The sequence below is a fragment of the Brevundimonas sp. genome (genome assembly GCF_030704825.1).
GTDB lineage: Bacteria > Pseudomonadota > Alphaproteobacteria > Caulobacterales > Caulobacteraceae > Brevundimonas.
In genome coordinates, this window is sequence record NZ_JAUYNX010000001.1 from 105,983 (window position 1) to 124,962 (window position 18,980).

The following is an 18,980-nucleotide window of genomic DNA, read 5'->3' on the forward strand; positions in this document are numbered from 1 at the left end:
GACTGTTGCAGTGTATCTGTCCCAATCGAGGAGTGTTTCATGTTCGATCGAGTCTCCGCCTACCAGCCGCAACTGCTCAGCGTGCTGCGCATCGTTGCTGGTCTTCTGTTTGTCTCCCACGGCGTGGCCAAGGTGCTGGGCTTCCCCGCCATGGAGGGTCTGCCGGCCCCGGGGCTCAGCCTCGCCGGTCTGTCCGGTCCGCTGGAGCTGGTTCTCGGCTCCCTGCTGGTGATTGGCCTGTTCACGCGGCCGGCCGCCTTTCTGGCTTCCGGCTTCGCCGCCGTCGGCTACTGGATGATCCACGCCGCCCAGGGGCCCCTGCCGATCCAGAACGGCGGCGAGACCATCGCCCTCTACTGCTTCGTCTTCCTGTATTTCGTGGCCGCCGGCCCGGGCCCGTGGTCGGTCGATGCGGCGATGCGGAAAAAGCCCTACGCCTGACCGATCCGCACGCCCGTCATCGAGATCGATCCGCCCTCGATGACGTCGTTGAAGAAGCCGACGTCGTCGCCCGGCCCGCGCTGGGCGGCGACGTAGAGCAGCGGCAGATAGTGTTCGTCGGTCGGCACGCTGAGTTGCGCGTCCTCCGCCAGGCCGACCCAGTCGATCAGGGCCTCGTCGTCGCCACGCACCAGCGCCGCCTTGACCGCCTCATTGAACCGGCTGGCCCAGTCATAGGCCTCGCCGCCGGCCCGCTTCCAGGTGCGCAGATTGTGCACGAAGTCGCCCGAGCCGGCGATGACGACGCCCTCGTCCTGCAGCGGCCGGAGCCGCCGGGCCAGGTCGAAATGGCCGCGCGCGTCGAGGCGGCGGTCCAGCGACAGTTGCACCACGGGCACGTCGGCCTCGGGCCAGACGTGGGCCAGCACCGACCAGGTCCCGTGATCCAGCCCCCACTGTGTCGTCGGCGTCGCTCCGGTCAGGTCCGAGACCCGCGCCGCCAGATCAGGTGACCCCGGCGCGGGATACCGCATCGCATGAAGTTCGTCCGGGAAACCGCCGAAATCATGGATGGTTTCCGGCTTCTGCTGGGCCGTCACGGCGAGGCCCGCGGTTTCCCAGTGAGCCGAAATCATCAGCACGCCCTTCGGCTTCCCCATGGCCTCGCCGAGCGCGCGCCACGCGTCGGCATGGGGGCCGCCGAGGGCGTTCATCGGCGACCCATGGCCGAAGAAGATCGCGGGTTGGCGCATCGGTCGTTGCTCCAGGCATTAGAAACAGTGATGGTTTCTAATGTGGGATGTCAGGCTTGTCCGGCAAGGCGTCAGGGACGGTCCGCCGTCCGATCGGGCAGACCCGGTCGTAGAAGGCCCGATCCGCCGGGGTTCGCTGGCCGCGCGACAGGCGGAAGCGGTGCTCGACCACCATGGCCTGCTGCTCGATATTCAGCCCGCCCCAGTCGCAGTCCATGCCCACGGGGTATTCGTAGGACGACGGCCGGTCTCCGGCCCTGATCTTGCCGGTCAACAGGTTCACGCCCTGCTGCGCCTGCCAGACGTGGGTCAGTTCGTGGATCAGCATGGCCTGGAGCCGCAGGGGCGCGGCCGCGATATCGGGCGTCAGGGTCCGGCGCGGCCAGACGATCCAGTCGCGCCGAAACCAGCGGCCCGGCACGAAAGCCCTGTCGAACGGCCGGGGCGCGGGCAGGATGCGGATGGCGTCGAGGACAAGGGCGTCGCCGAAGGCCTCGGCCGCCAGGGCGCGTTCGCCATCGGTCAGGGCCCGGATCACGGCGCGGGCGGGGGCCCGGCGTAGCCGCCCGTCGGGCTGACCCACTCCCAGTGCCAGGGCTCGAAGGCGTAGGGGACGAAGCCGAACCGCCCGGCGTTCCTGACCAGCCAGCGGTAGGTCGCGCCCCGGCTCATGTGCAGGCGGCTGGGCGGAGAGGTGTTGTCGACGCCGAGGCCGACGATCTGGCCGACATAGAGATCCACCGCCGTCCCGGTGCGATGCGGCGAACAGACCGCGCGCCGCACGCCGTCGCAATTGCCGGAGGCCGCGCAGCGCGCCGCGTCGGCCTCGGGATCGCGGAAGCCGGAGAAGATCTGCAGCAGCTCCGGGTCGTTGGCGACCTCGGGAACCTCGGCCCGGGCGGCCGCCACCATCCGGCGATAGGCGTCCAGAACGTCCCGGCGCAGCAGGCGGGTCAGGCGGTCGGCGTGTTCCTCCTCGGCGACCAGATAGCCGAGCTGGTTCAGCGGCGGCGGGTCCGGACAGGGCTCCTCGCGCACCCGCGCCATGATGAAGGGCCGCCGCTCCTGCCACAGACCGCGGAAGGTCTGGAAGGTGGGCTGATCGAAGACGCCGGTCGAGGGCAGCTGGTGCGCCAGCTGGAAATCGGCCAGCCGGCGGGCGAAGACGGGCGAATTGGCGGCGCAGGTGGTGCCCAGCTCCTGCTGCATCAGCGGGACATAGGTCTCCCAGCCCCATTCGGAGGAGCCGAACGGGGCCCATTCCAGCGAATGGAGCGAGATGCCGTTGGCGAGCGCCGGACCGCCCCAGTCCTCGATCTGGCGGTCGCAGAATTCGGTCTGCGCCCTCGCCGGCCCGGCGACCAGCACGGTCGCGAGGGCGCTGATCAGCAGCAGGAGCAGGCGCGTCGGCATCGCGGAAGCTGAGCCCACCTCTGTGTCCGCCGCAAGACCCTTCACGTTGCGCCAGAACCCTGGCCGGCCGGCTCGCGCGGCGCGCGCAAAGGCGGTGGCGAGAACTCCCCGCGACGGGTGGAATCGACCCGATACAATTCGGGCGGGACAACCGCGACAATGCCGGGCGACAAGGGCGACAACCGTGACACCGAAGACATCGCGCCCCGCCCATGTCCGCCGGACGGAAAACTGGCATGGTGAGGGGACGGCCGACTCAGGGCCGGATCGCCGGACGCCCGCATGACCGACGCCGCCCCGACTGCCGCGCCCACGACGCCGCGCCGTTCCAACGCCGTTCTGGCCGCCTTCTCGGGGCCCTGTCTGCCCTATGCGGCTGTTGGCCTGCCGCTCGCAGTCAGCCTGCCGGCCTTTTACAGCCAGTACGTTGGCCTGAATCTGGCGGCCGTCGGCTCGGCCTTCCTGTTGGTGCGGATGATCGACATCTTCTTCGACCCCGTCGTGGGCTGGGGTATGGACCGGACCCGTAGCAAATGGGGTCCCTACCGAACTTGGCTGACCCTCGGCACACCGATCCTGATGCTGGCCGTGGCCTTCATCTTCTTCGTCAAGCCGGGCGCAGGATTCGGTTACCTCTTCTTCTGGTTACTGATCCTCTATCTCGGCTTTTCGATCACCACTCTCGCCCAGCTGGCTTGGGGCGCCGTGCTGGCTCCGCAATACGACGAGCGGTCTCGCCTGTACGGCTGGTGGCAATCGGCCAATATCGTCGGTGTCCTGATCGCGCTGTTCATCCCCACCATCGTGCTGAAGGCCGGCCTGGGGACCTATGAGGACGGGGTGCGGGCGATGGGCTGGTTCATCCTGATCAGCCTGCCGGTGACTCTCGGTCTGGCCGTCATGATCGCCCCCGAGCCGCAGACGGTGAAGCGGCAGCCGCACGGTGCGCTCAAGGCCTGGATCGCGCTGTTCAAGCGCCCGGTGGTTCGCAAGGTCCTGCTGTGCGACCTGTTCCTTGGAATTGCGCCCGGCATCACCGGAGCCCTGCTGTTCTTCTATTTCGAGAGCATCAAAGGCTTTGACCGAGGGGCCAGCCAGATCTTCATGGTGCTGTATTTCGTTGCCGGCCTGCTGGCCGCGCCGTTCTGGAGCTGGCTGGCGGTCAAACTGGGCAAGGATCGGGCGCTGCAGATCGCCTCAATCGCCTTCGCCGTGCTGTACGGACTCGTGGGCTTCCTGCCGGCCAACAACTTCCTGATCACCGCCATCGGTCTGTTCATCGCCGGCCTGCCCTATGCGGCGGGCTTGTTGCTGACGCGGGCGATGATGGCCGATGTCGCGGACGAGGTCAGGCTGGAGACCGGCGACGACCGTATGGGCCTGCTGTTCTCCTTCCTCAGCCTGACCACCAAGCTGGGCTATGCGATCAGCGTCGGGGTGCTGATTATCCTCGGCTGGGTCGGCTTCGATCAGACGCCGGGCGCCGCCAATACCTCCGTCGCCCTGACGACCCTGACGGCATTGTTCCTCGCTGTGCCGACGGTGCTGCTGTTCGCCTCAGCCTGGGCGTTGAACAAATATCCGCTGGGCGGCGAACGCCATGCCGAGGTGCGCGCGCGTCTGGCCGAACGGGACGCGGCCGCCGCGGCCGCCGCTTCGGAGCCGGCATGAGGCCCATCGACCGCCTGATCGGCATCATGGCGAAGCTGCGCGACCCGGTCGGCGGCTGTCCGTGGGACGTGGAGCAGACCTTCGCCACCATCGCCCCCTACACTCTGGAGGAGGCCTATGAGGTCGCCGACGCCATCGAGCGCGGCGACATGGACGAGCTCAAGTCCGAGCTGGGCGACCTGCTGTTCCAGACCGTCTTCCACGCCCGCATGGCCGAGGAACAGGGACTGTTCGCCTTTGACGACGTGGCGAACGCGATCGCCGACAAGCTGGAGCGGCGGCATCCGCATGTGTTCGGGGACGAGGCGGCGAAGCCGGACGGCGCGGCCCAGAAGGCGCGCTGGGAGGACATCAAGGCCGGAGAGCGCAAGGCGAAGGCCCAGCATGGCGCGCTGGACGACGTTCCGGTCGGCCTTCCGGCGCTGGCGCGCGCGGCGAAATTGACGAAGCGGGCGGCCCGCGTGGGCTTCGACTGGCCCTCGACCGACGAGGTCTTCGACAAGCTGGACGAGGAGGTCGCCGAACTGCGCGTGGAGATCGCCGCCGGCGACCTCGACAAGGCCCGCGACGAGGTCGGCGACCTGCTGTTCGTGGTCGCCAACCTGGCGCGCAAACTGGGGGTGGAGCCGGAGGACGCGTTGCGCGGGGCGAACGCGAAATTCGTGCGGCGGTTCGGGTTCATCGAGGCGGAGCTGGCGAAGGACGGGCGGAGGCCGGAGCAGTCCGATCTGGCCGAGATGGACGGGCTGTGGGACGCAGCGAAGGCGGCGGAGCGCGCCTGACGTCCGCTACTGCGCCACCCGGTCCTTGTTCATCCGCAAGCGGACCACCAGGCCCTGCAGTGTCCAGTCCCGCTCGATCGCGCCGTCCAGCTGGCGGGCCATGGCGCGGGCCACCATCTGGCTGCCGTAGCCGGCCGGCCCCTCCGGGGGCTTTACGGGCGGTCCGCCCTGTTCCGTCCAGGCGATGACCAGTTCGGTGTCATGCGCCGAGCAGGAGACGTCCAAGGTGCCCGCTTCGGCCGACAACGCGCCGTATTTGAGCGAATTGGTCGCCAGCTCATGCACTACGAGGGCCAGGGTGGTGGCCGCCTGTTCACCCACCCCCATGCGCGGCACCGACACCCGGATGCGGCCGCTGAAGGCGCCGAGGTCGTCATAGGGGGCGAGCAGGACGGACAGGAGGTCGCCCAGCAGCGCCGCCTTGCCTTCCTCGCCGGGCAAGGGACGAACCAGATCGTGAGCCCGACCGAGGGCGGTCAGGCGCTGGGTCAGCTCCCGGGCCATGTCGCCGGTCGAATCCACCGACCGGGAGGTGATGGCCGTCAGGCCCGAGGCGATGGCCAGCAGGTTCTTGACCCTGTGGCTCATCTCGCCGGCCAGCAGTTCGTGGCCCTCCTCGGCTTGTTTGCGGCCGGTCACATCGATGAAGATGCCGAACATCCTGCGGCTGACCATGCCCAGGTCGTCGCCCTGTCCCCGCGCGGAGACCCAGCGGACGTCCCCCTCCACGAGGATGCGGAAATCGATCTCATAGGGGCCGACCACCGCCCGGGTGGCGGCAAACGCGGCGCGAACCCGGTCCCGGTCGGCCGGGTGGATGTGGGACGAGAGGTCCTCGAAGGTGACGCTCGGACGGACCGGCATGCCCCAGAGTCCGAACGCCGCCTCGTCCATGGCGAAGGTGTCGTCGTCGACGTTCCATGACCATAGGGCGACCCCCGCGGCCTCGAGTCCCCGTCGCAGATTGGCGGCGTCCCACACGGGCGGCCCGTCCTTCGTCTTCGACATTCAACGGTCCAGGTTCAACCGCGTCCCGCGAAGCCGCGCGACCATCCGTGAACATGCGATCCTAGCACAGGGCGTGGGCGCCGCATGCGCCGTCTAGCCCGCCGTCTGAAACTGCCGCTCAAACCGCCCCAGCGCCGCCGGATGCAACCGCACCACCACATGTGTCCGACCCTCGTCATCCGTCTCGCGGCCGGTGACGCGGCCGTTCTCGTACAGCCAGGCCAGCGCCTCACCCTGTGAGGGGTCCAGAACCAGCTCCGTCTCCGGATCGTCGTCGATCAGGCCGGCGATGGTCTCGCGCAGGGGTTCGATCCCCTCCCCGGTCCAGGCCGAGACCGCCACCGCCTTGCCGTCGCGGGACAGGCGTTCGGCCTGGCCCAGCACGGCGTCGCGCGCCTCGTCGTCCAGCAGGTCGATCTTGTTCCAGACCTCCAGCACCCGACGGGTCTTGCCCTCGGGCGTCGGGATCTGTTTCAGCACCGCCTCGACGTCCTTCGACTGGGCCTCGCTGTCGGGGCTGGCGATGTCGCGGACGTGCAGGATCAGGTCGGCCTCGCCCACCTCCTCCAGCGTGGCGCGGAAGCTCTCGACCAGTTCGTGCGGCAGGTCGGAAATGAAGCCGACGGTGTCGGCCACGATGGCCGGCCGGCCCTGCGGCAGGCGGATGGTGCGCTGGGTGGTGTCGAGGGTGGCGAACAGCAGGTCTTTCGCCACCACGTCCGAGCCGGTCAGCCGGTTGAACAGGGTCGACTTGCCGGCGTTGGTGTAGCCGACGAGGGCGATGGTCGGGAACGGCGCCTTCTGGCGCTGTTTGCGGTGCAGGCCGCGGGTGCGACGCACCTCGTCCAGCTCGACCTTCAGCTTGACGATGCGGTCGGCGATCAGGCGGCGGTCGAGCTCGATCTGGGTTTCGCCGGGGCCGCCGGTCGAGCCGGTGCCGCCGCGCTGGCGCTCCAGGTGGGTCCAGGTCCGGACCAGCCGCGAGCGCTCGTAGTCCAGCCTGGCCAGCTCGACCTGCAGCCGCCCCTCCTTTGTGCGGGCCCGGCGGCCGAAGATCTCGAGGATCAGGCCCGTGCGGTCGATGACCTTGCAGTCCCAGGCCTTCTCCAGATTGCGCTGCTGCACCGGCGACAGGGCGTCGTCGACGACCACCGCCTCGGCCTCGGCCGCGCGGACCAGGGCGGCCAGCTCCTCGACCTTGCCCGAGCCGAACAGGGTGGCGGGCGTGACCTTGCGGATGCGCACGATCTCCTCGCCGCGCACGTCGAGGTCCAGCGCGCGGGCCAGGCCGACGGCTTCCTCCAGACGTTCGACGGACTGGCGCGAGCTTTCGCTCGCGCCGGAGTCCGAACGCTCAGGGTGGATGACGACCGCCCGGATCAGGGGGACGGCGTGGTCGATCAGATGGGAAGCCAAAGGTGTCGGCGTGCTTTCTCTAGGTCGTCATCCTCGGGCTTGACCCGAGGATCAGATGGTCTGGTGCTGACCGACAGATAGGCGCCCGCCGGCCTGAGGGCCATCCCGGACGCACCGTTCGCATCAACGCCTGATCCCCGGGTCAAGCCCGAGGATGACGGCCAGGGGGGCCGTCAGTCCTCGTCCGCCTCCGGCTCATACAGCTGCACGGGCGCGGACGGCATGATGGTCGAGATGGCGTGCTTGTAGACCAGCTGCGACTGGCCGTCGCGGCGCAGCAGCACACAGAAGTTGTCGAACCAGGTCACGATGCCCTGCAGCTTGACCCCGTTGACCAGGAAGATGGTCAGCGGCGTCTTGGTCTTGCGGACGCTGTTGAGGAAGGTGTCCTGAAGGTTCTTGGACTTGTCTTGCGACATGGCAGGTTCAGCCTGTTCTTGCTTGTTCTCCGGCCGAGGGAGCGGCGCGGGGCGGGATCGAATGTCCGGCCCCTCACCTTAGACGCGGCCCGCGCGGGGCCGCAACGCCTAGATGGCGTCCCGCCTCGCCTGATCGAGGTACAGGGTGCGCAGCCGCCTGGTGATCGGACCAGGCTTCCCGTCCCCGATCTTCACCCCGTCGATCGACACCGCCGGCATTACGAAGGCCCCGGCGGCGGTGAAGAAGGCCTCTTTCGCGCGCTTGGCCTCGTCGACGCTGAAGGGGCGTTCGTCCAGTTCGACGCCCTCTTCCTCGATCAGGACCATCAGGGCCGTGCGGGTGATGCCCTTGAGGATGTTGGCCTGGGTGTCCCGCGTGCGCAGCTTGCCGTTCTCGTCGACGATCCAGGCGTTGGTGGACGAGCCTTCGGTGACCAGACCCATCTCGTCGACCATCCAGGCCTCATAGGCGCCGCGTTCGCGCGCCTGCTGCTTGGCCAGGACATTGGCCAGCAGGCCGACCGTCTTGATGTCGCACCGGCCCCAGCGGATGTCGGGCACGGTGACGACGGCGACGCCCTTTTTCGCGGTGGCTTCGCTCCGGTCGGCGCTGATCGACCGGGCCGTGACGACGACGCTGGGCGGGGTGCCCCCGGCGGGAAACGGATGATCGCGCCGCGCCGTGCCGCGCGTGACCTGCAGATAGACGATGCCGTTGCGCACGCGGTTGCGGCGGATGGTTTCCCTGAGCACCTGCGTCAGCGATTCGCGGGTCATCGGGATATCGATGCGCAGCTCGTTCAGGCTGCGGTGCAGGCGCGTCATATGGCCGTCGAAATCGGCCATGCGGCCGTCGAACACCGACCAGACCTCATAAACGCCGTCGGCGAACTGGAAGCCGCGATCCTCGACATGGATCACGGCCTGGCCGTGCGGCTGGTACTGGCCGTTGACGTAGGCGACGCGGCTCATTCCTCGATGACCTCTTCGATGTCTTCCTCGCCGCCCCGCGACGGCGACACGCCCAGCGACTTCAGTTTTCTGTGCAGGGCCGACCGCTCCATGCCGATGAAGGCGGCGGTGCGCGAGATGTTTCCGCCGAAGCGCATGATCTGGGCGGCCAGATACTCGCGCTCGAACACCTCGCGCGCCTCGCGCAGCGGCAGGGCGATGATCCGCTCACCGCCCAGGGTGCCGGTCGAGTTGGCGTTGGTCGCCTCCTGCGGCAGCATGTCGGCGCTGATCGGCTCGTCGGGATCGCCGGTGGCGAGGATCAGCAGCCGCTCGACGTTGTTGCGCAGCTGGCGGACATTGCCCGGCCAGGGGTGGACCTGCAGCACGGCGATGGCGTCGTCGCCCAGCCGCCGCCTGGTGAGGCCCTGCGACGCCGACAGGGTGTCGATGAAATAGTCGATCAGTTCCTGGATGTCCTCGCGCCGCTCCGACAGGGCCGGGACCCGGATCGGCACCACGTTCAGACGATGGAACAGGTCCTCGCGGAACCGGCCCTCGGCGATCTCCTGTTTCAGGTCGCGCGAGGTCGAGGTGACCACCCGGATGTCGACCTGCACGTCCTGCTCGCCGCCGACCCGGCGGAAGCGCTGCTCGACCAGGACGCGCAGGACCCGGCTCTGGCTCTCGCGCGGCATGTCGCCGACGTCGTCGAGATACAGGGTGCCGTTGTGGGCCCGTTCGAACACGCCGATCTTGCGGGGACGGCCGTCGTGGCCTTCCTCGCCGAACAGCTCGATGTCCAGCCGTTCGGGCGTCATGCCGGCGGCGGCGATGGCCACGAATTCGCCCTTCGACCGCGCGCTGGCCTCGTGGATCTGGCGGGCGACCAGTTCCTTGCCCGAGCCGGGCGGGCCCGAGATCAGGACCCGGCTGTTGGCCGGCGCCACCTTGGCGATGGTGCTGCGCAGGGCCTGGGCCGCGGCGGACCGGCCGATGAAGCCCGTCGGAGCCGCCACCTGGGCCCTCAGGCGGCGATTCTCGCGCTTCAACGAGGTCGCCTCCAGGGCGCGCTGGACGACCACCACCAGCCGGTCGGACTTGAACGGCTTTTCGATGAAGTCATAGGCGCCGCGCTGCAGGGCCGTGACTGCCGTCTCGATATTGCCGTGGCCCGAGATCATCACCACCGGCAGGTCGGGATCGAGTTCCTTGATGACGTCCAGCAGTTCCAGTCCATCCAGCCCGCCGCCCTGCATCCAGATGTCGAGCAGCGCCAGCGAGGGCTTGCGCGCCCTGATGGCGGCCAGGGCCTCGTCGGAGTTGGAGGCGACCCGCACGGCGTGGCCTTCGTCCTCCAGCAGGCCGGAAACCAGCTCGCGGATGTCGGCCTCGTCGTCGACGACCAGAATATCGGCTCCCGTGGATCGCATGACGCCTCGCTATTCGGCGGCCGGAACCGCGCGGACGCGGGACGCTTTCGCATCCCCTGGCCCGGCGGCTTCGGTCGATTGGGGTTGGGATTTCAGGGGGAAGACCAGACACACGCGGGCGCCGGTCAGGGTCTCGGCGTCGGCCAGCTTGAGCTCGCCGCCGTGCTCCTCGCAGATGCGCTTGACGATGGCCAGGCCCAGGCCCGTGCCCTTCTCGCGCGTGGTGACATAGGGCTCGGTCAGCCGGTCGCGATCCTTGGCCGGCAGGCCTAGGCCGTCGTCCTCGATCACGAAGGTCAGGGTGTCGCCCTCGACCGTCAGCCGCGCCGAAATGCCCGGCCGTTCGCCGTCGCCCTCGCGCGGCGCGATCGCGCGGCGCGCGCTCACGGCCTCGCCGGCGTTCTTGAGGATGTTGGTCAGGGCCTGGCCGATCATCGGGCGGTCAGCGTGCAGGACGACCGCCGGCAGGGGCTCGATGAGTTCGACCCCTATGTCGGCCGCGGCCACCCGCTGGGCGAACACCGCTTCGCGCAGCAATTCGGCCGGATCGACCGCGGTGAAGCGCGGCGCCGGCATGCGGGCGAAGGACGAGAATTCATCGACCATCCGGCCGATGTCGCCCACCTGGCGGATGATGGTCTCGGTGCAGCGGTCGAACACCTCGACGTCATCGCCCACCTGTTTGCGGTAGCGCCGCCGCAACCGCTCGGCCGACAGCTGGATCGGCGTCAGGGGGTTCTTGATCTCGTGGGCGATGCGGCGGGCCACGTCGCGCCATGCGGCGTTGCGCTGGGCCGTGACCAGCCGGGTGATGTCGTCGAAGGTCAGAACCATTTCGCCGCCGACCCCGCCCTCGATGCGCACGCGCAGGCGCCGGGTTTCGCCTTCCAGGCTGACGTCGATCTCTTCCTCGATGTGGGCTTCGGCCCGGCCGGCCAACTCGCTGAGTTCCGGCGAGACCTCGCCCAGCGGACGGCCGATGATGGCAGGGTCGCGGATGGCCAGAAGCTCGACCGCGCTGTCGTTGATGACCGAGACCCGGCGGCGCCGATCGAGCCCGATGACGCCGGCCGACACGCCCGACAGCACCGTCTCGATGAAGCGGCTGCGCCCGGTGGCCTCCTCGCTCGCGGCCCTCAGGGCGGTCTGCTGGGCCTCCAGATCGCCGGTCATGCGGTTGAACGCGGCCGACAGGGTCTTGATCTCGCCGGGGCCGTCCTCGCCGTCGACCCGCGCCGTCAGGTCGCCGGAGGCCACGCGATCGGCCGCCTCGACCAGACGGCCGATCGGCGCCGAGATGGCGCTGGCCGCCCCCATCCCCAGCCAGATGGCGCCCACCAACACCAGAAGGGCCGTCTCGACATAGCTGAGGGCGAAGGCGGCCTGGATGCGCTCGCGGCTCTGCTGGGCCTCGCGATAGGCGACGATCGACTCCTCGCCGTTGCGCATCTGGGCGATGAGGCCCGGCTTCAGGGGCCGCACCAGATACAGATAGGCCTCGCCATAGGCCGGCAGGGCCGTCAACGAGCGCACGGCGTCCGGGTTTTCAGTGACCTGCTGCGGCGGCGGGCCGCCTTCAGCCGCGGCCTCAAGCGCAGCCAGCGGCGGCGCGACATAGGGCGGAGCGCCGGGCGTCTCGCCGCTGGCCAGCACCTCGCCGTCCGGCCCGAGGATGTAGACGGCGGGATAGCCGAACAGTTCGGCGATCTGGGCCAGGGCGTCGGAAAACTGGATGCGGTTTTCGAACAGGGGGCGGGCGCCGCCCAGCTGCTCGGCGATCACGGCCAGATCGGCGTCCATCTCGTCGGACACGTCTTCCAGATAGGCCTGCCCGATGCTGGCGCCGTTCTCCACCGCCGACTGCACATTGCCGCTGAACCACTGGTCCACGCCCCGGTTGACCAGAACGCCGAAGACCAGGGCGATCATCACGGCCGGGACCAGGGCCACCATGGAGAACAGGGTCACGAACCTCAGATGCAGCCGGGCGCCGGCGTCCGTCCGGCGTCGGAACAGCGACAGGGCTCGGCGGCCCACCACGGCGGCCAGTCCGGCGATCAGCAGCAGATTGACCCCGAGAATGGCCAGCACGGCCTGGCTCGCGCTGGCCCGCGCGCCCTCGCCGGCGCTACCCGGAGCCACAGCCACCAGCCAGATCGCCGCGGCCGTGATCACGAAGGCGATGGCGTAGGCGATGAGAAAGGCGTTGCGCCGCCGCTCCTCCGACCAGCCGGCGAACCAGCGCGTCGCGCCGCGACGGTCGGCAGGTACGGGATCGGTATCGGCGGCGGATGTTTCCGTCATGCCACGACAGCTTCGGCCAGCTGTGGCGGAATATCAACACCCGAGTTGCCGGAATGCGTCACTTTGCGCCAGAGCACCGCGAGACCCGCCTCGACCTCGGCCGGCGACTCCAGCCGGCACAACCGCGACTTGGCCGCGCGCCTCTCCAGCGGATCGTCGGGCCAGGGCGCCTGTTCGACATACCAGCCCAGGTGTTTGCGGAACATCTTCAGCCCCAGCGGCAGGCCGTAGAAGGCGACGGAGGCGCGCAGGTGTTCGACCACAATACCCAGTCGTTCCTCGCGATCCGGCTCCTCCATCGCCGCGCCGCCGGCGAGGGCCCGCTCCATGTGGGCCGCCAGCCATGGCCGCCCGTAGACGCCGCGCCCCAGCATCAGGGCGTCCGCGCCCGACTGCCGCAGCGCCTCGCACGCGTCGTCGGCGGTCAGGATGTCGCCGTTGACGATGACGGGCACGCCCACCGCCGCCTTGACCTCGCCGACTGCGGTCCAGTCGGCGACGCCGGTGTAGAACTGCTGCCGCGTCCGCCCGTGCACCGTCACCGCCCGGACGCCGATCTCCTCGGCCCGCTTCGCCAGCAGGGGCGCATTGCGATGGGCGTCGTCCCAGCCCAGCCGCATCTTGACCGTCACCGGCCGGCTGGTCGCCTCGACCGCCGCCTGCATCAGCCGGCAGGCGAGGTCGGGGGTGCGCATCAGGGCCGAACCGCAGGCCGAGCCTGTGACCTCCTTGGCCGGGCAGCCGAAATTCAGGTCGATGATGTCCGCGCCGGCCGCCTCGGCCATGCGCGCGCCCTCGGCCATGGCGGCGGGGTCACGCCCGACCAGCTGGATCACCGTCAGCGGCAGCCCCTCGCCCACCGCCGCACGCCGGACGACATCCGGTCGCGCGCGGGCCAGCTCGGCGGCGGCGACCATCTCGGTCGCCACATAGGCCGCGCCCAGCCGTGAGGCGAGCCGCCGGAACGGCAGGTCGGTGATGCCGGTCATGGGCGCGGTCAGCACCCGGCCGGGCACCCACACGTCGCCGATCTGTATCCCTGCGCTCATCGGTTCCCTAGCGCCGCATGACGGGCCCCTCGTCAAGCGCAACCGCGGCGATTAGAAGGCCGGGGATGACCACGCCCGCATCCGCCTTCGCCGCCATCGTGGTCGCCGCCGGCTCCGGCTCCCGCGCCGGAGGGGCCAAGCAATGGCGGATGCTGGGCGGCAAGCCGGTGGTCCGCTGGTCGGTCGAGGCCCTGCTGGCGGCCGGCGCCGAAGACCTTGTCGTCGTCGTTTCGCCCGCCTCGGAGGCGGAGGCGGAGGCCGCCCTCGCGGGCCTGTCCGGCTGGCGGCTGGCCTCCGGGGGCGCTACCCGCGCCGAGTCGGTCCGCAACGGCCTTGCGGCCCTCGGCGGGCCCGGCGACCGGCCGGTGCTGATCCATGACGCCGCTCGCCCCCTGTTGAGCGCCGCCGTCATCCGCCGGGTGCTTGAGGCCTTGCCTGGCGTCGATGGCGTCATGCCGGCCTTGCCCGTGGCAGACAGCCTGCGCAAGGAGGCGGACGGCGTTGTTTCAGGCGCGGTCGAGCGTGACTTGCTCTGGCATGCCCAGACACCCCAGGCCTTCAGCTACCGGACTATCGTCGATGCCTACGGCGCCTGGCCCGCCGATGTGACGGCGACGGATGAGGCCTCTGTGGTCGTGCGCGCCGGCGGCGGCGTCGTTTTCGTCAAGGGTGATCCGCGCCTGATGAAACTGACCTTCCCGGAGGATTTCGCCATGGCCGAAGCGCTCATTCCCCGCCAGACGCGCGTCGGCCAGGGCTTCGACGCCCACCGCTGGGGCCCGGGGACCTCGGTCTGGCTGTGCGGGGTCGAGATTCCGCACGACCAGACACTGATCGGCCATTCCGACGCCGACGCCGGGCTGCACGCCCTGACCGACGCCATCCTCGGCGCCATGGGCGACGGCGACATCGGCGATCATTTCCCGCCCACCGATCCGCAGTGGAAAGGCGCCTCGTCCGACCGTTTCCTGGTTCACGCCGTGGAGCGGCTGGCCGCGCGCGGCGGCCGGCTGGTCAATGTCGACGTCACCCTGATCTGCGAGCGTCCGAAGGTGAAGCCGCACCGTCAGGCGATGCGCGAACGCCTCGCCGGACTGCTCTCGCTCCCGCTGGACGCGGTCAGCGTCAAGGCGACGACCACCGAGGCCATGGGCTTCACCGGGCGGGGCGAGGGCCTGGCCGCCCAGGCGCTGGCGACGATCGAGCTTACTGGCTCCTGAGCGCCCTCAGCTCTTCCGTATCCTGCATGCTGCGCTGCAGGGAGCCGAACAGATTGACGTAGTCGTCGGTCCACGGCCTCACGGCGGTGCGGGCCGGCGTGTTCCAGCGCTCGTCCATCCGGAAATCGGCCAGACCGGCGTCGGTGGGCGACAGGATCAGCGCCTCGGTCGAGGCCTCGGCCATCTCCGGCGTCTCGTCCCGCTCGTAGTATAGCTGGTGCAGGCTCGGCCGTCCCAGCGCCTGGGCCGCGGCGATGGCCGGCAGGGTGATGTCAAGGTTGCGGTTCGACAGGTGCAGCAGCACCACCCCGTCCGGCTTCAGCAGTTTCAGATAGCCGCCGATGGCCTCGGCGGTCAGCAGGTGGGTCGGCACCGCGTCGGACGAGAAGGCGTCGATGATCAGCAGGTCGTAGGACCCCGGCGTCTCCTTCGCCAGCGTCAGGCGGGCGTCGCCCAGGACCGTATTGATCGGGCCGGAGGCGCAGTGCGAGATGTAGGAGAACCAGCGCGGGTCGCGCGACAGCGCGTTCACCATCGGGTCGATCTCGAAGAAGGTCATGGCGTCTTCGGTGCGTTTGTAGGTCGCCATGGCGCCCGAGCCCTGGCCGACCACGCCGATCTTCGCCGGACCGCGCTGGCCGATCATTGTCGCCGCCTGGCCGATCGGGGTGGACGCCGCATAGTAGAGGGTCGGAACGCAGTCGAAGCGGCCGTCGCGCGCCTGGGCGCCGTGCAGGGTGGTGCCGTGCATCAGCACATGGACGTCGCCGCCCAGCCGGGGATCGGGCGAGTTGGCCACCCGCATCACGCCGAAGAAGCTGCGCTCCGAATAGCTCCAGTCGTAGCCTCGGGCGATCCACTGGGCCGGAAGGGTGATCATCAGCAGGACGGCGGTGAAGACCAGCGCCCGGTCCCGGATCAGGAAGGCGCAGATGGCGGCGGGCATCAGCATGACCATGGCCAGCTGGTCCATGCCCAGCGGGAAGTTGGCGTAAAACCAGCCGCGCGCGCCGTCGTTGGCGTTGAGCCAGAGCGACAGCAGCACCGGAGAGGCGGCGACCGCGCCCGCGGCGGCCAGGGTTCCGATCCGGGTTCCGGTCAGCCGCCCCCGGCCCCACGGACGGGCGAGGCCGACCAGCACCAGCACCAGCGGATACTCCCACACCATGTTGAAGATGACCGGGGCCAGCAGGGCGGTGAAGGCGCCGCCGACGACGCCGCCCAGCGACATCAGCAGGTAGAATTCCGTCAGCCGGTCCGGCGGCGGACGTCGCGACGCCAGCAGCTGATGGCACATCAGGGCGGCGAAGAAGAAGGCGATCAGGTGCAGACCGAAGGCCAGCGACCAGTTGGCCGAGCGGAAGGCGACGATCAGGACGACGATGGCCCCCGTCGCGCCCTGGATGACCAGGGTGACGTTGAGCGGAATCCACGGCCGGGCCTGGAAGGCGATGACGAAGGTCAGCAGATACAGCGCCAGGGGGATCACCCACAGGAACGGCGCCGAGGCCACGTCGGTCGACAGGTGGGCGGTGACCCCCAGCATCAGGCTGGACGGCGCCGCCGCCAGCAGCACCAGAATTCCCTTCTCGCGCCAGGCGATGGGCGCGCTGGCCTCCAGCCGCGCCGGCTCGGTCGTGCGGTCGAGGCGGCGGCGCCAGACCACCAGGGCCAGGGCGACGACCATCAGCGTGAAGAGGACGTAGCCGCCGCTCCAGCCCCACCGCTGTCCCGACAGGGTCGCCAGCGGCTCGATCAGGACGGGATAGGACAGCAGGGCCAGGAAGCTGCCCAGATTGGAGGCGGCGTACAGCACATAGGGATTCCGGCCGTCGGCGTGGCCGGCGCGGACCCGCGCGTACCAGGCCTGCAGCAGGGGCGCCGTCGCCGACAGGACGGCGAAGGGCGCGCCCACCGACAGGGTCAGGGTGGCCAGCAGCCACAGGATCGGCGCCGCCGGGTCGGGATCGCCCAGCCAGCCGTTGACGCCCAGCGGCAGGAACAGGGCGGCGACGAGCAACAGGCCCAGATGGATGGCCACCTGGAGCCTGATCGACCCGACCTTCTGCACCAGATGGGCGTAGCCGTAGCCGGCCAGCAGGGCGGTCTGGAAGAAGACCATGGCGGTGTTCCACACCGCCGGCGACCCGCCCAGCATCGGCAGGACCAGCTTGGTCACCATCGGCTGGACCACGAACACGAGCGACGCCGAGGTGAAGATGGCGACCGCGAACAGGAAGGGGGTCAGGCGATCGGCCGGCCGGTCGGGCGCGCCGGAGCCGGCGCCGGAGCCGATGCCGGAGTCCCCTGTGGTGTCGCTCATGCCCGCCCCGTATGCTGGCGCCGTCTCCGGGCGCATACGCCCACCCTGGACCGACTCGCCGCCCTTTCGGAAGGCCTCGAACGCATGTTCCCCGACGACATCCACGCCCTGGCCCGGCAGGTGATCGAAACGGCCGCCGCGCGGGGCCTGACCCTCGCCACGGCGGAGAGCTGCACCGGCGGTCTGGTGGCCGGCGCCCTGACCGCGATCGCCGGGTCCTCGGCGGTCTTCGAGCGCGGCTTCGTCACCTACAGCAACGCCGCCAAGACCGAACTGCTGGGCGTGCCGGCCGGAATGATCGAGACCCACGGCGCGGTGTCCGAACCCGTCGCACGGGCCATGGCGGACGGCGCCGTCGCCCGGTCGCGGGCCCTGGTCTCCGTGGCCGTCACGGGCGTCGCGGGACCCGGGGGCGGTTCGCCGGACAAGCCCGTCGGCCTGGTGCATTTCGGCGCGGTCGGCCCGGCGGGCGCGATCCACGCCGAACACCGCTTCGGCGACGCCGGACGCGAGGCGATCCGGCTGGAAGGCGTCCGCGTGGCGCTGGGGCTGCTGCTCGACCGGATCGGGGCATGATCGTCGACGCCCGCGGTCATCGCTGCCCGACGCCCAGCCTGAAGCTTCAGAAGGCGATGCGCGACGCCGCGCCGGGCGCGCGGCTGACCCTGCTGGCCACGGATCCGATGGCGCGGATCGACGTGCCGCATCTGATGGCGGGACTCGGCGGAGAGGTGATCTCGATCGACGAGGCCGGCGGCGTCCTGACTATCGTGATCGCGACGCCCGGCGCGCCGACAGGCTGACCACGGTGTCCGGCAGGGGTTCGTCGGGTTCGATCTCGGGCGCGCCCATCGACCGGGCGGCGATCTCCATCTCGGTGGCGAAGGCCCCGCCGTAGAAGATGGCGTTGACGTTCCACGACAGCCAGATCAGCAGCACCACCACCGCGCCGACCGAACCGTAGGTCGCGCCCAGCGGGGCGATCTGCTCGACATAGATGGCGCACAGCCACGACGAGACGGTCGACATCACCGTGGCCACCACCCCGCCCACGAGCGACGGCGCCCAGGCCACCGGCGCGCGGTGGGACATGGCGTAGCGGTAGAGCATGGTCAGGCCGATCGCGAGCCCGAGGGCGGGCCACAGACCGTCCAGCGGCAGACCCCCGCCGCCCGTCTCCGCCCCGCCCGGACCGGCGTGTTCCAGCAGGCGCGACGTCACCACCGCCCCGGACACCACGGTGAACAGCAGGAAGGCGAACAGGGCGACGAAGAAGGCCAGCAGATTGAATTTGAAGAAGCCGTGCGACTCGTCCTCGTCATGGATCAGGTTCAGCCCGGCCAGCAGGGCCTTGAAGCCCCGGTGCGCCGCATAGCCGCCGATGACCACGGCGAAGAAGCTCTGGGCCGAAACGGTGCGGGCGGAGGCGTTGGCCAGTCGCTCGATCTCGGCGGTGAAGATGGCCCGCGCGGCGTAGGGCATGACGTCGGCCAGGGCCGCGGCCTGCTCGCTGACCTGGCTGATCGACAGCACGGCCTTGTAGAAGCCGATCAGGATGGCGATGGCCGGGAAAACCGCCAGCAGGGCGAAGAACGAGACCCCGCCGGTGTAGAGCATCACGTCGCGGCCCCAGCTGCGCGTGAAGGCCTTGACCGCAAGGCGGCCCCACAGCCGGGGGGTCGCCCAGCGCGCGGCCGCGTCGATGTCCGATTTCGCGTTCAATCCGGTCCCCACAACCGCCCAGATCGGCCCTTCTACCCTAATTCGGAGCGCGGGAAACCCGGACTGGGGATAGGGA

General features: G+C 69.8%; 18 protein-coding genes. 6 read left to right on the top strand and 12 right to left on the bottom strand.

The window, feature by feature from the left end; all coding sequences use genetic code 11:
- Positions 1-39: 39 nt before the first annotated feature.
- Positions 40-441 carry a DoxX family protein gene (locus tag Q8Q71_RS00570; protein ID WP_305757702.1) on the top strand — a complete coding sequence of 134 codons (402 nt, stop codon included), beginning with the start codon at positions 40-42 and terminating at the stop codon, positions 439-441.
- Here the strand turns inward: Q8Q71_RS00570 and ygiD are convergent.
- From ygiD to Q8Q71_RS00585, 3 genes are read right to left on the bottom strand one after another with little or no spacing between them, the layout of a single operon-like run.
- Positions 432-1,193, bottom strand: coding sequence for a 4,5-DOPA dioxygenase extradiol (gene ygiD / locus Q8Q71_RS00575; RefSeq protein ID WP_305757703.1), 762 nt, complete (start codon positions 1,191-1,193; stop codon positions 432-434). The two genes, Q8Q71_RS00570 and ygiD, sit on opposite strands and share 10 nt — an antisense overlap.
- A gap of 37 nt (positions 1,194-1,230) precedes the next feature.
- Positions 1,231-1,731: a hypothetical protein gene (locus Q8Q71_RS00580; protein WP_305757704.1), complete on the bottom strand. Its 501-nt coding sequence runs from the start codon at positions 1,729-1,731 to the stop codon at positions 1,231-1,233.
- Positions 1,728-2,624: a M15 family metallopeptidase gene (locus Q8Q71_RS00585; RefSeq protein WP_305757705.1), complete on the bottom strand. Its 897-nt coding sequence runs from the start codon at positions 2,622-2,624 to the stop codon at positions 1,728-1,730. Before Q8Q71_RS00585 ends, Q8Q71_RS00580 begins: the two co-directional genes overlap by 4 nt.
- 264 nt (positions 2,625-2,888) lie before the next feature.
- On the opposite strand from Q8Q71_RS00585, the gene Q8Q71_RS00590 reads away from it, so the two are divergent.
- Together Q8Q71_RS00590 and mazG are read left to right on the top strand one after the other, a co-directional pair.
- Positions 2,889-4,277: an MFS transporter gene (locus Q8Q71_RS00590; protein ID WP_305757706.1), complete on the top strand. Its 1,389-nt coding sequence runs from the start codon at positions 2,889-2,891 to the stop codon at positions 4,275-4,277.
- Entirely contained in the window at positions 4,274-5,059 is a 786-nt protein-coding gene (mazG, locus tag Q8Q71_RS00595; protein ID WP_305757707.1) for a nucleoside triphosphate pyrophosphohydrolase, read from the top strand. The genes Q8Q71_RS00590 and mazG overlap by 4 nt, the downstream gene beginning before the upstream one ends.
- A 6-nt stretch (positions 5,060-5,065) precedes the next feature.
- Here mazG and Q8Q71_RS00600 read toward each other — a convergent pair whose 3' ends face one another.
- The 7 genes from Q8Q71_RS00600 to dusB all read right to left on the bottom strand — a co-directional run bounded on the left by Q8Q71_RS00600 (position 5,066) and on the right by dusB (position 13,639).
- Positions 5,066-6,067 carry a sensor histidine kinase gene (locus Q8Q71_RS00600; protein ID WP_305757708.1) on the bottom strand — a complete coding sequence of 334 codons (1,002 nt, stop codon included), beginning with the start codon at positions 6,065-6,067 and terminating at the stop codon, positions 5,066-5,068.
- 93 nt (positions 6,068-6,160) lie between these two features.
- Positions 6,161-7,483 (bottom strand): GTPase HflX, encoded by a 1,323-nt coding sequence (gene hflX, locus Q8Q71_RS00605; protein ID WP_305757709.1) that lies wholly within the window; start codon positions 7,481-7,483, stop codon positions 6,161-6,163.
- A 173-nt stretch (positions 7,484-7,656) separates the two neighbouring features.
- Entirely contained in the window at positions 7,657-7,902 is a 246-nt protein-coding gene (hfq, locus tag Q8Q71_RS00610; RefSeq protein WP_055830158.1) for an RNA chaperone Hfq, read from the bottom strand.
- A gap of 108 nt (positions 7,903-8,010) precedes the next feature.
- Positions 8,011-8,874: a D-amino-acid transaminase gene (locus Q8Q71_RS00615; RefSeq protein WP_305757710.1), complete on the bottom strand. Its 864-nt coding sequence runs from the start codon at positions 8,872-8,874 to the stop codon at positions 8,011-8,013.
- Positions 8,871-10,286: a sigma-54 dependent transcriptional regulator gene (locus Q8Q71_RS00620; protein ID WP_305757711.1), complete on the bottom strand. Its 1,416-nt coding sequence runs from the start codon at positions 10,284-10,286 to the stop codon at positions 8,871-8,873. The genes Q8Q71_RS00615 and Q8Q71_RS00620 overlap by 4 nt, the downstream gene beginning before the upstream one ends.
- Positions 10,287-10,295: 9 nt before the next feature.
- Complete coding sequence (locus tag Q8Q71_RS00625) at positions 10,296-12,590, bottom strand: PAS domain-containing sensor histidine kinase (protein WP_305757712.1); 2,295 nt, start codon at positions 12,588-12,590, stop codon at positions 10,296-10,298.
- Positions 12,587-13,639, bottom strand: coding sequence for a tRNA dihydrouridine synthase DusB (gene dusB, locus Q8Q71_RS00630; protein WP_305757713.1), 1,053 nt, complete (start codon positions 13,637-13,639; stop codon positions 12,587-12,589). Before dusB ends, Q8Q71_RS00625 begins: the two co-directional genes overlap by 4 nt.
- A 65-nt stretch (positions 13,640-13,704) precedes the next feature.
- On the opposite strand from dusB, the gene Q8Q71_RS00635 reads away from it, so the two are divergent.
- Positions 13,705-14,859 carry a bifunctional 2-C-methyl-D-erythritol 4-phosphate cytidylyltransferase/2-C-methyl-D-erythritol 2,4-cyclodiphosphate synthase gene (locus Q8Q71_RS00635; RefSeq protein WP_305757714.1) on the top strand — a complete coding sequence of 385 codons (1,155 nt, stop codon included), beginning with the start codon at positions 13,705-13,707 and terminating at the stop codon, positions 14,857-14,859.
- Here the strand turns inward: Q8Q71_RS00635 and Q8Q71_RS00640 are convergent.
- Positions 14,846-17,182 (bottom strand): fused MFS/spermidine synthase, encoded by a 2,337-nt coding sequence (locus Q8Q71_RS00640; RefSeq protein WP_305757715.1) that lies wholly within the window; start codon positions 17,180-17,182, stop codon positions 14,846-14,848. The genes Q8Q71_RS00635 and Q8Q71_RS00640 overlap by 14 nt on opposite strands.
- An 84-nt stretch (positions 17,183-17,266) precedes the next feature.
- Between Q8Q71_RS00640 and Q8Q71_RS00645 the strand changes: the two genes are divergently transcribed.
- Both Q8Q71_RS00645 and Q8Q71_RS00650 read left to right on the top strand, forming a co-directional pair.
- A complete protein-coding gene (locus tag Q8Q71_RS00645) occupies positions 17,267-17,758 on the top strand; it encodes a CinA family protein (RefSeq protein WP_305757716.1) in 492 nt (163 codons plus the stop codon).
- The gene (locus Q8Q71_RS00650; protein WP_305757717.1) at positions 17,755-17,985 is read left to right on the top strand and encodes a sulfurtransferase TusA family protein; all 231 of its coding nucleotides are present in this window, start codon (positions 17,755-17,757) and stop codon (positions 17,983-17,985) included. Before Q8Q71_RS00645 ends, Q8Q71_RS00650 begins: the two co-directional genes overlap by 4 nt.
- Here Q8Q71_RS00650 and Q8Q71_RS00655 read toward each other — a convergent pair.
- On the bottom strand, positions 17,948-18,799 hold the full coding sequence (locus Q8Q71_RS00655) for a YihY/virulence factor BrkB family protein (protein WP_371315916.1): 852 nt from the start codon (positions 18,797-18,799) through the stop codon (positions 17,948-17,950). The two genes, Q8Q71_RS00650 and Q8Q71_RS00655, sit on opposite strands and share 38 nt — an antisense overlap.
- Positions 18,800-18,980: the final 181 nt, after the last annotated feature.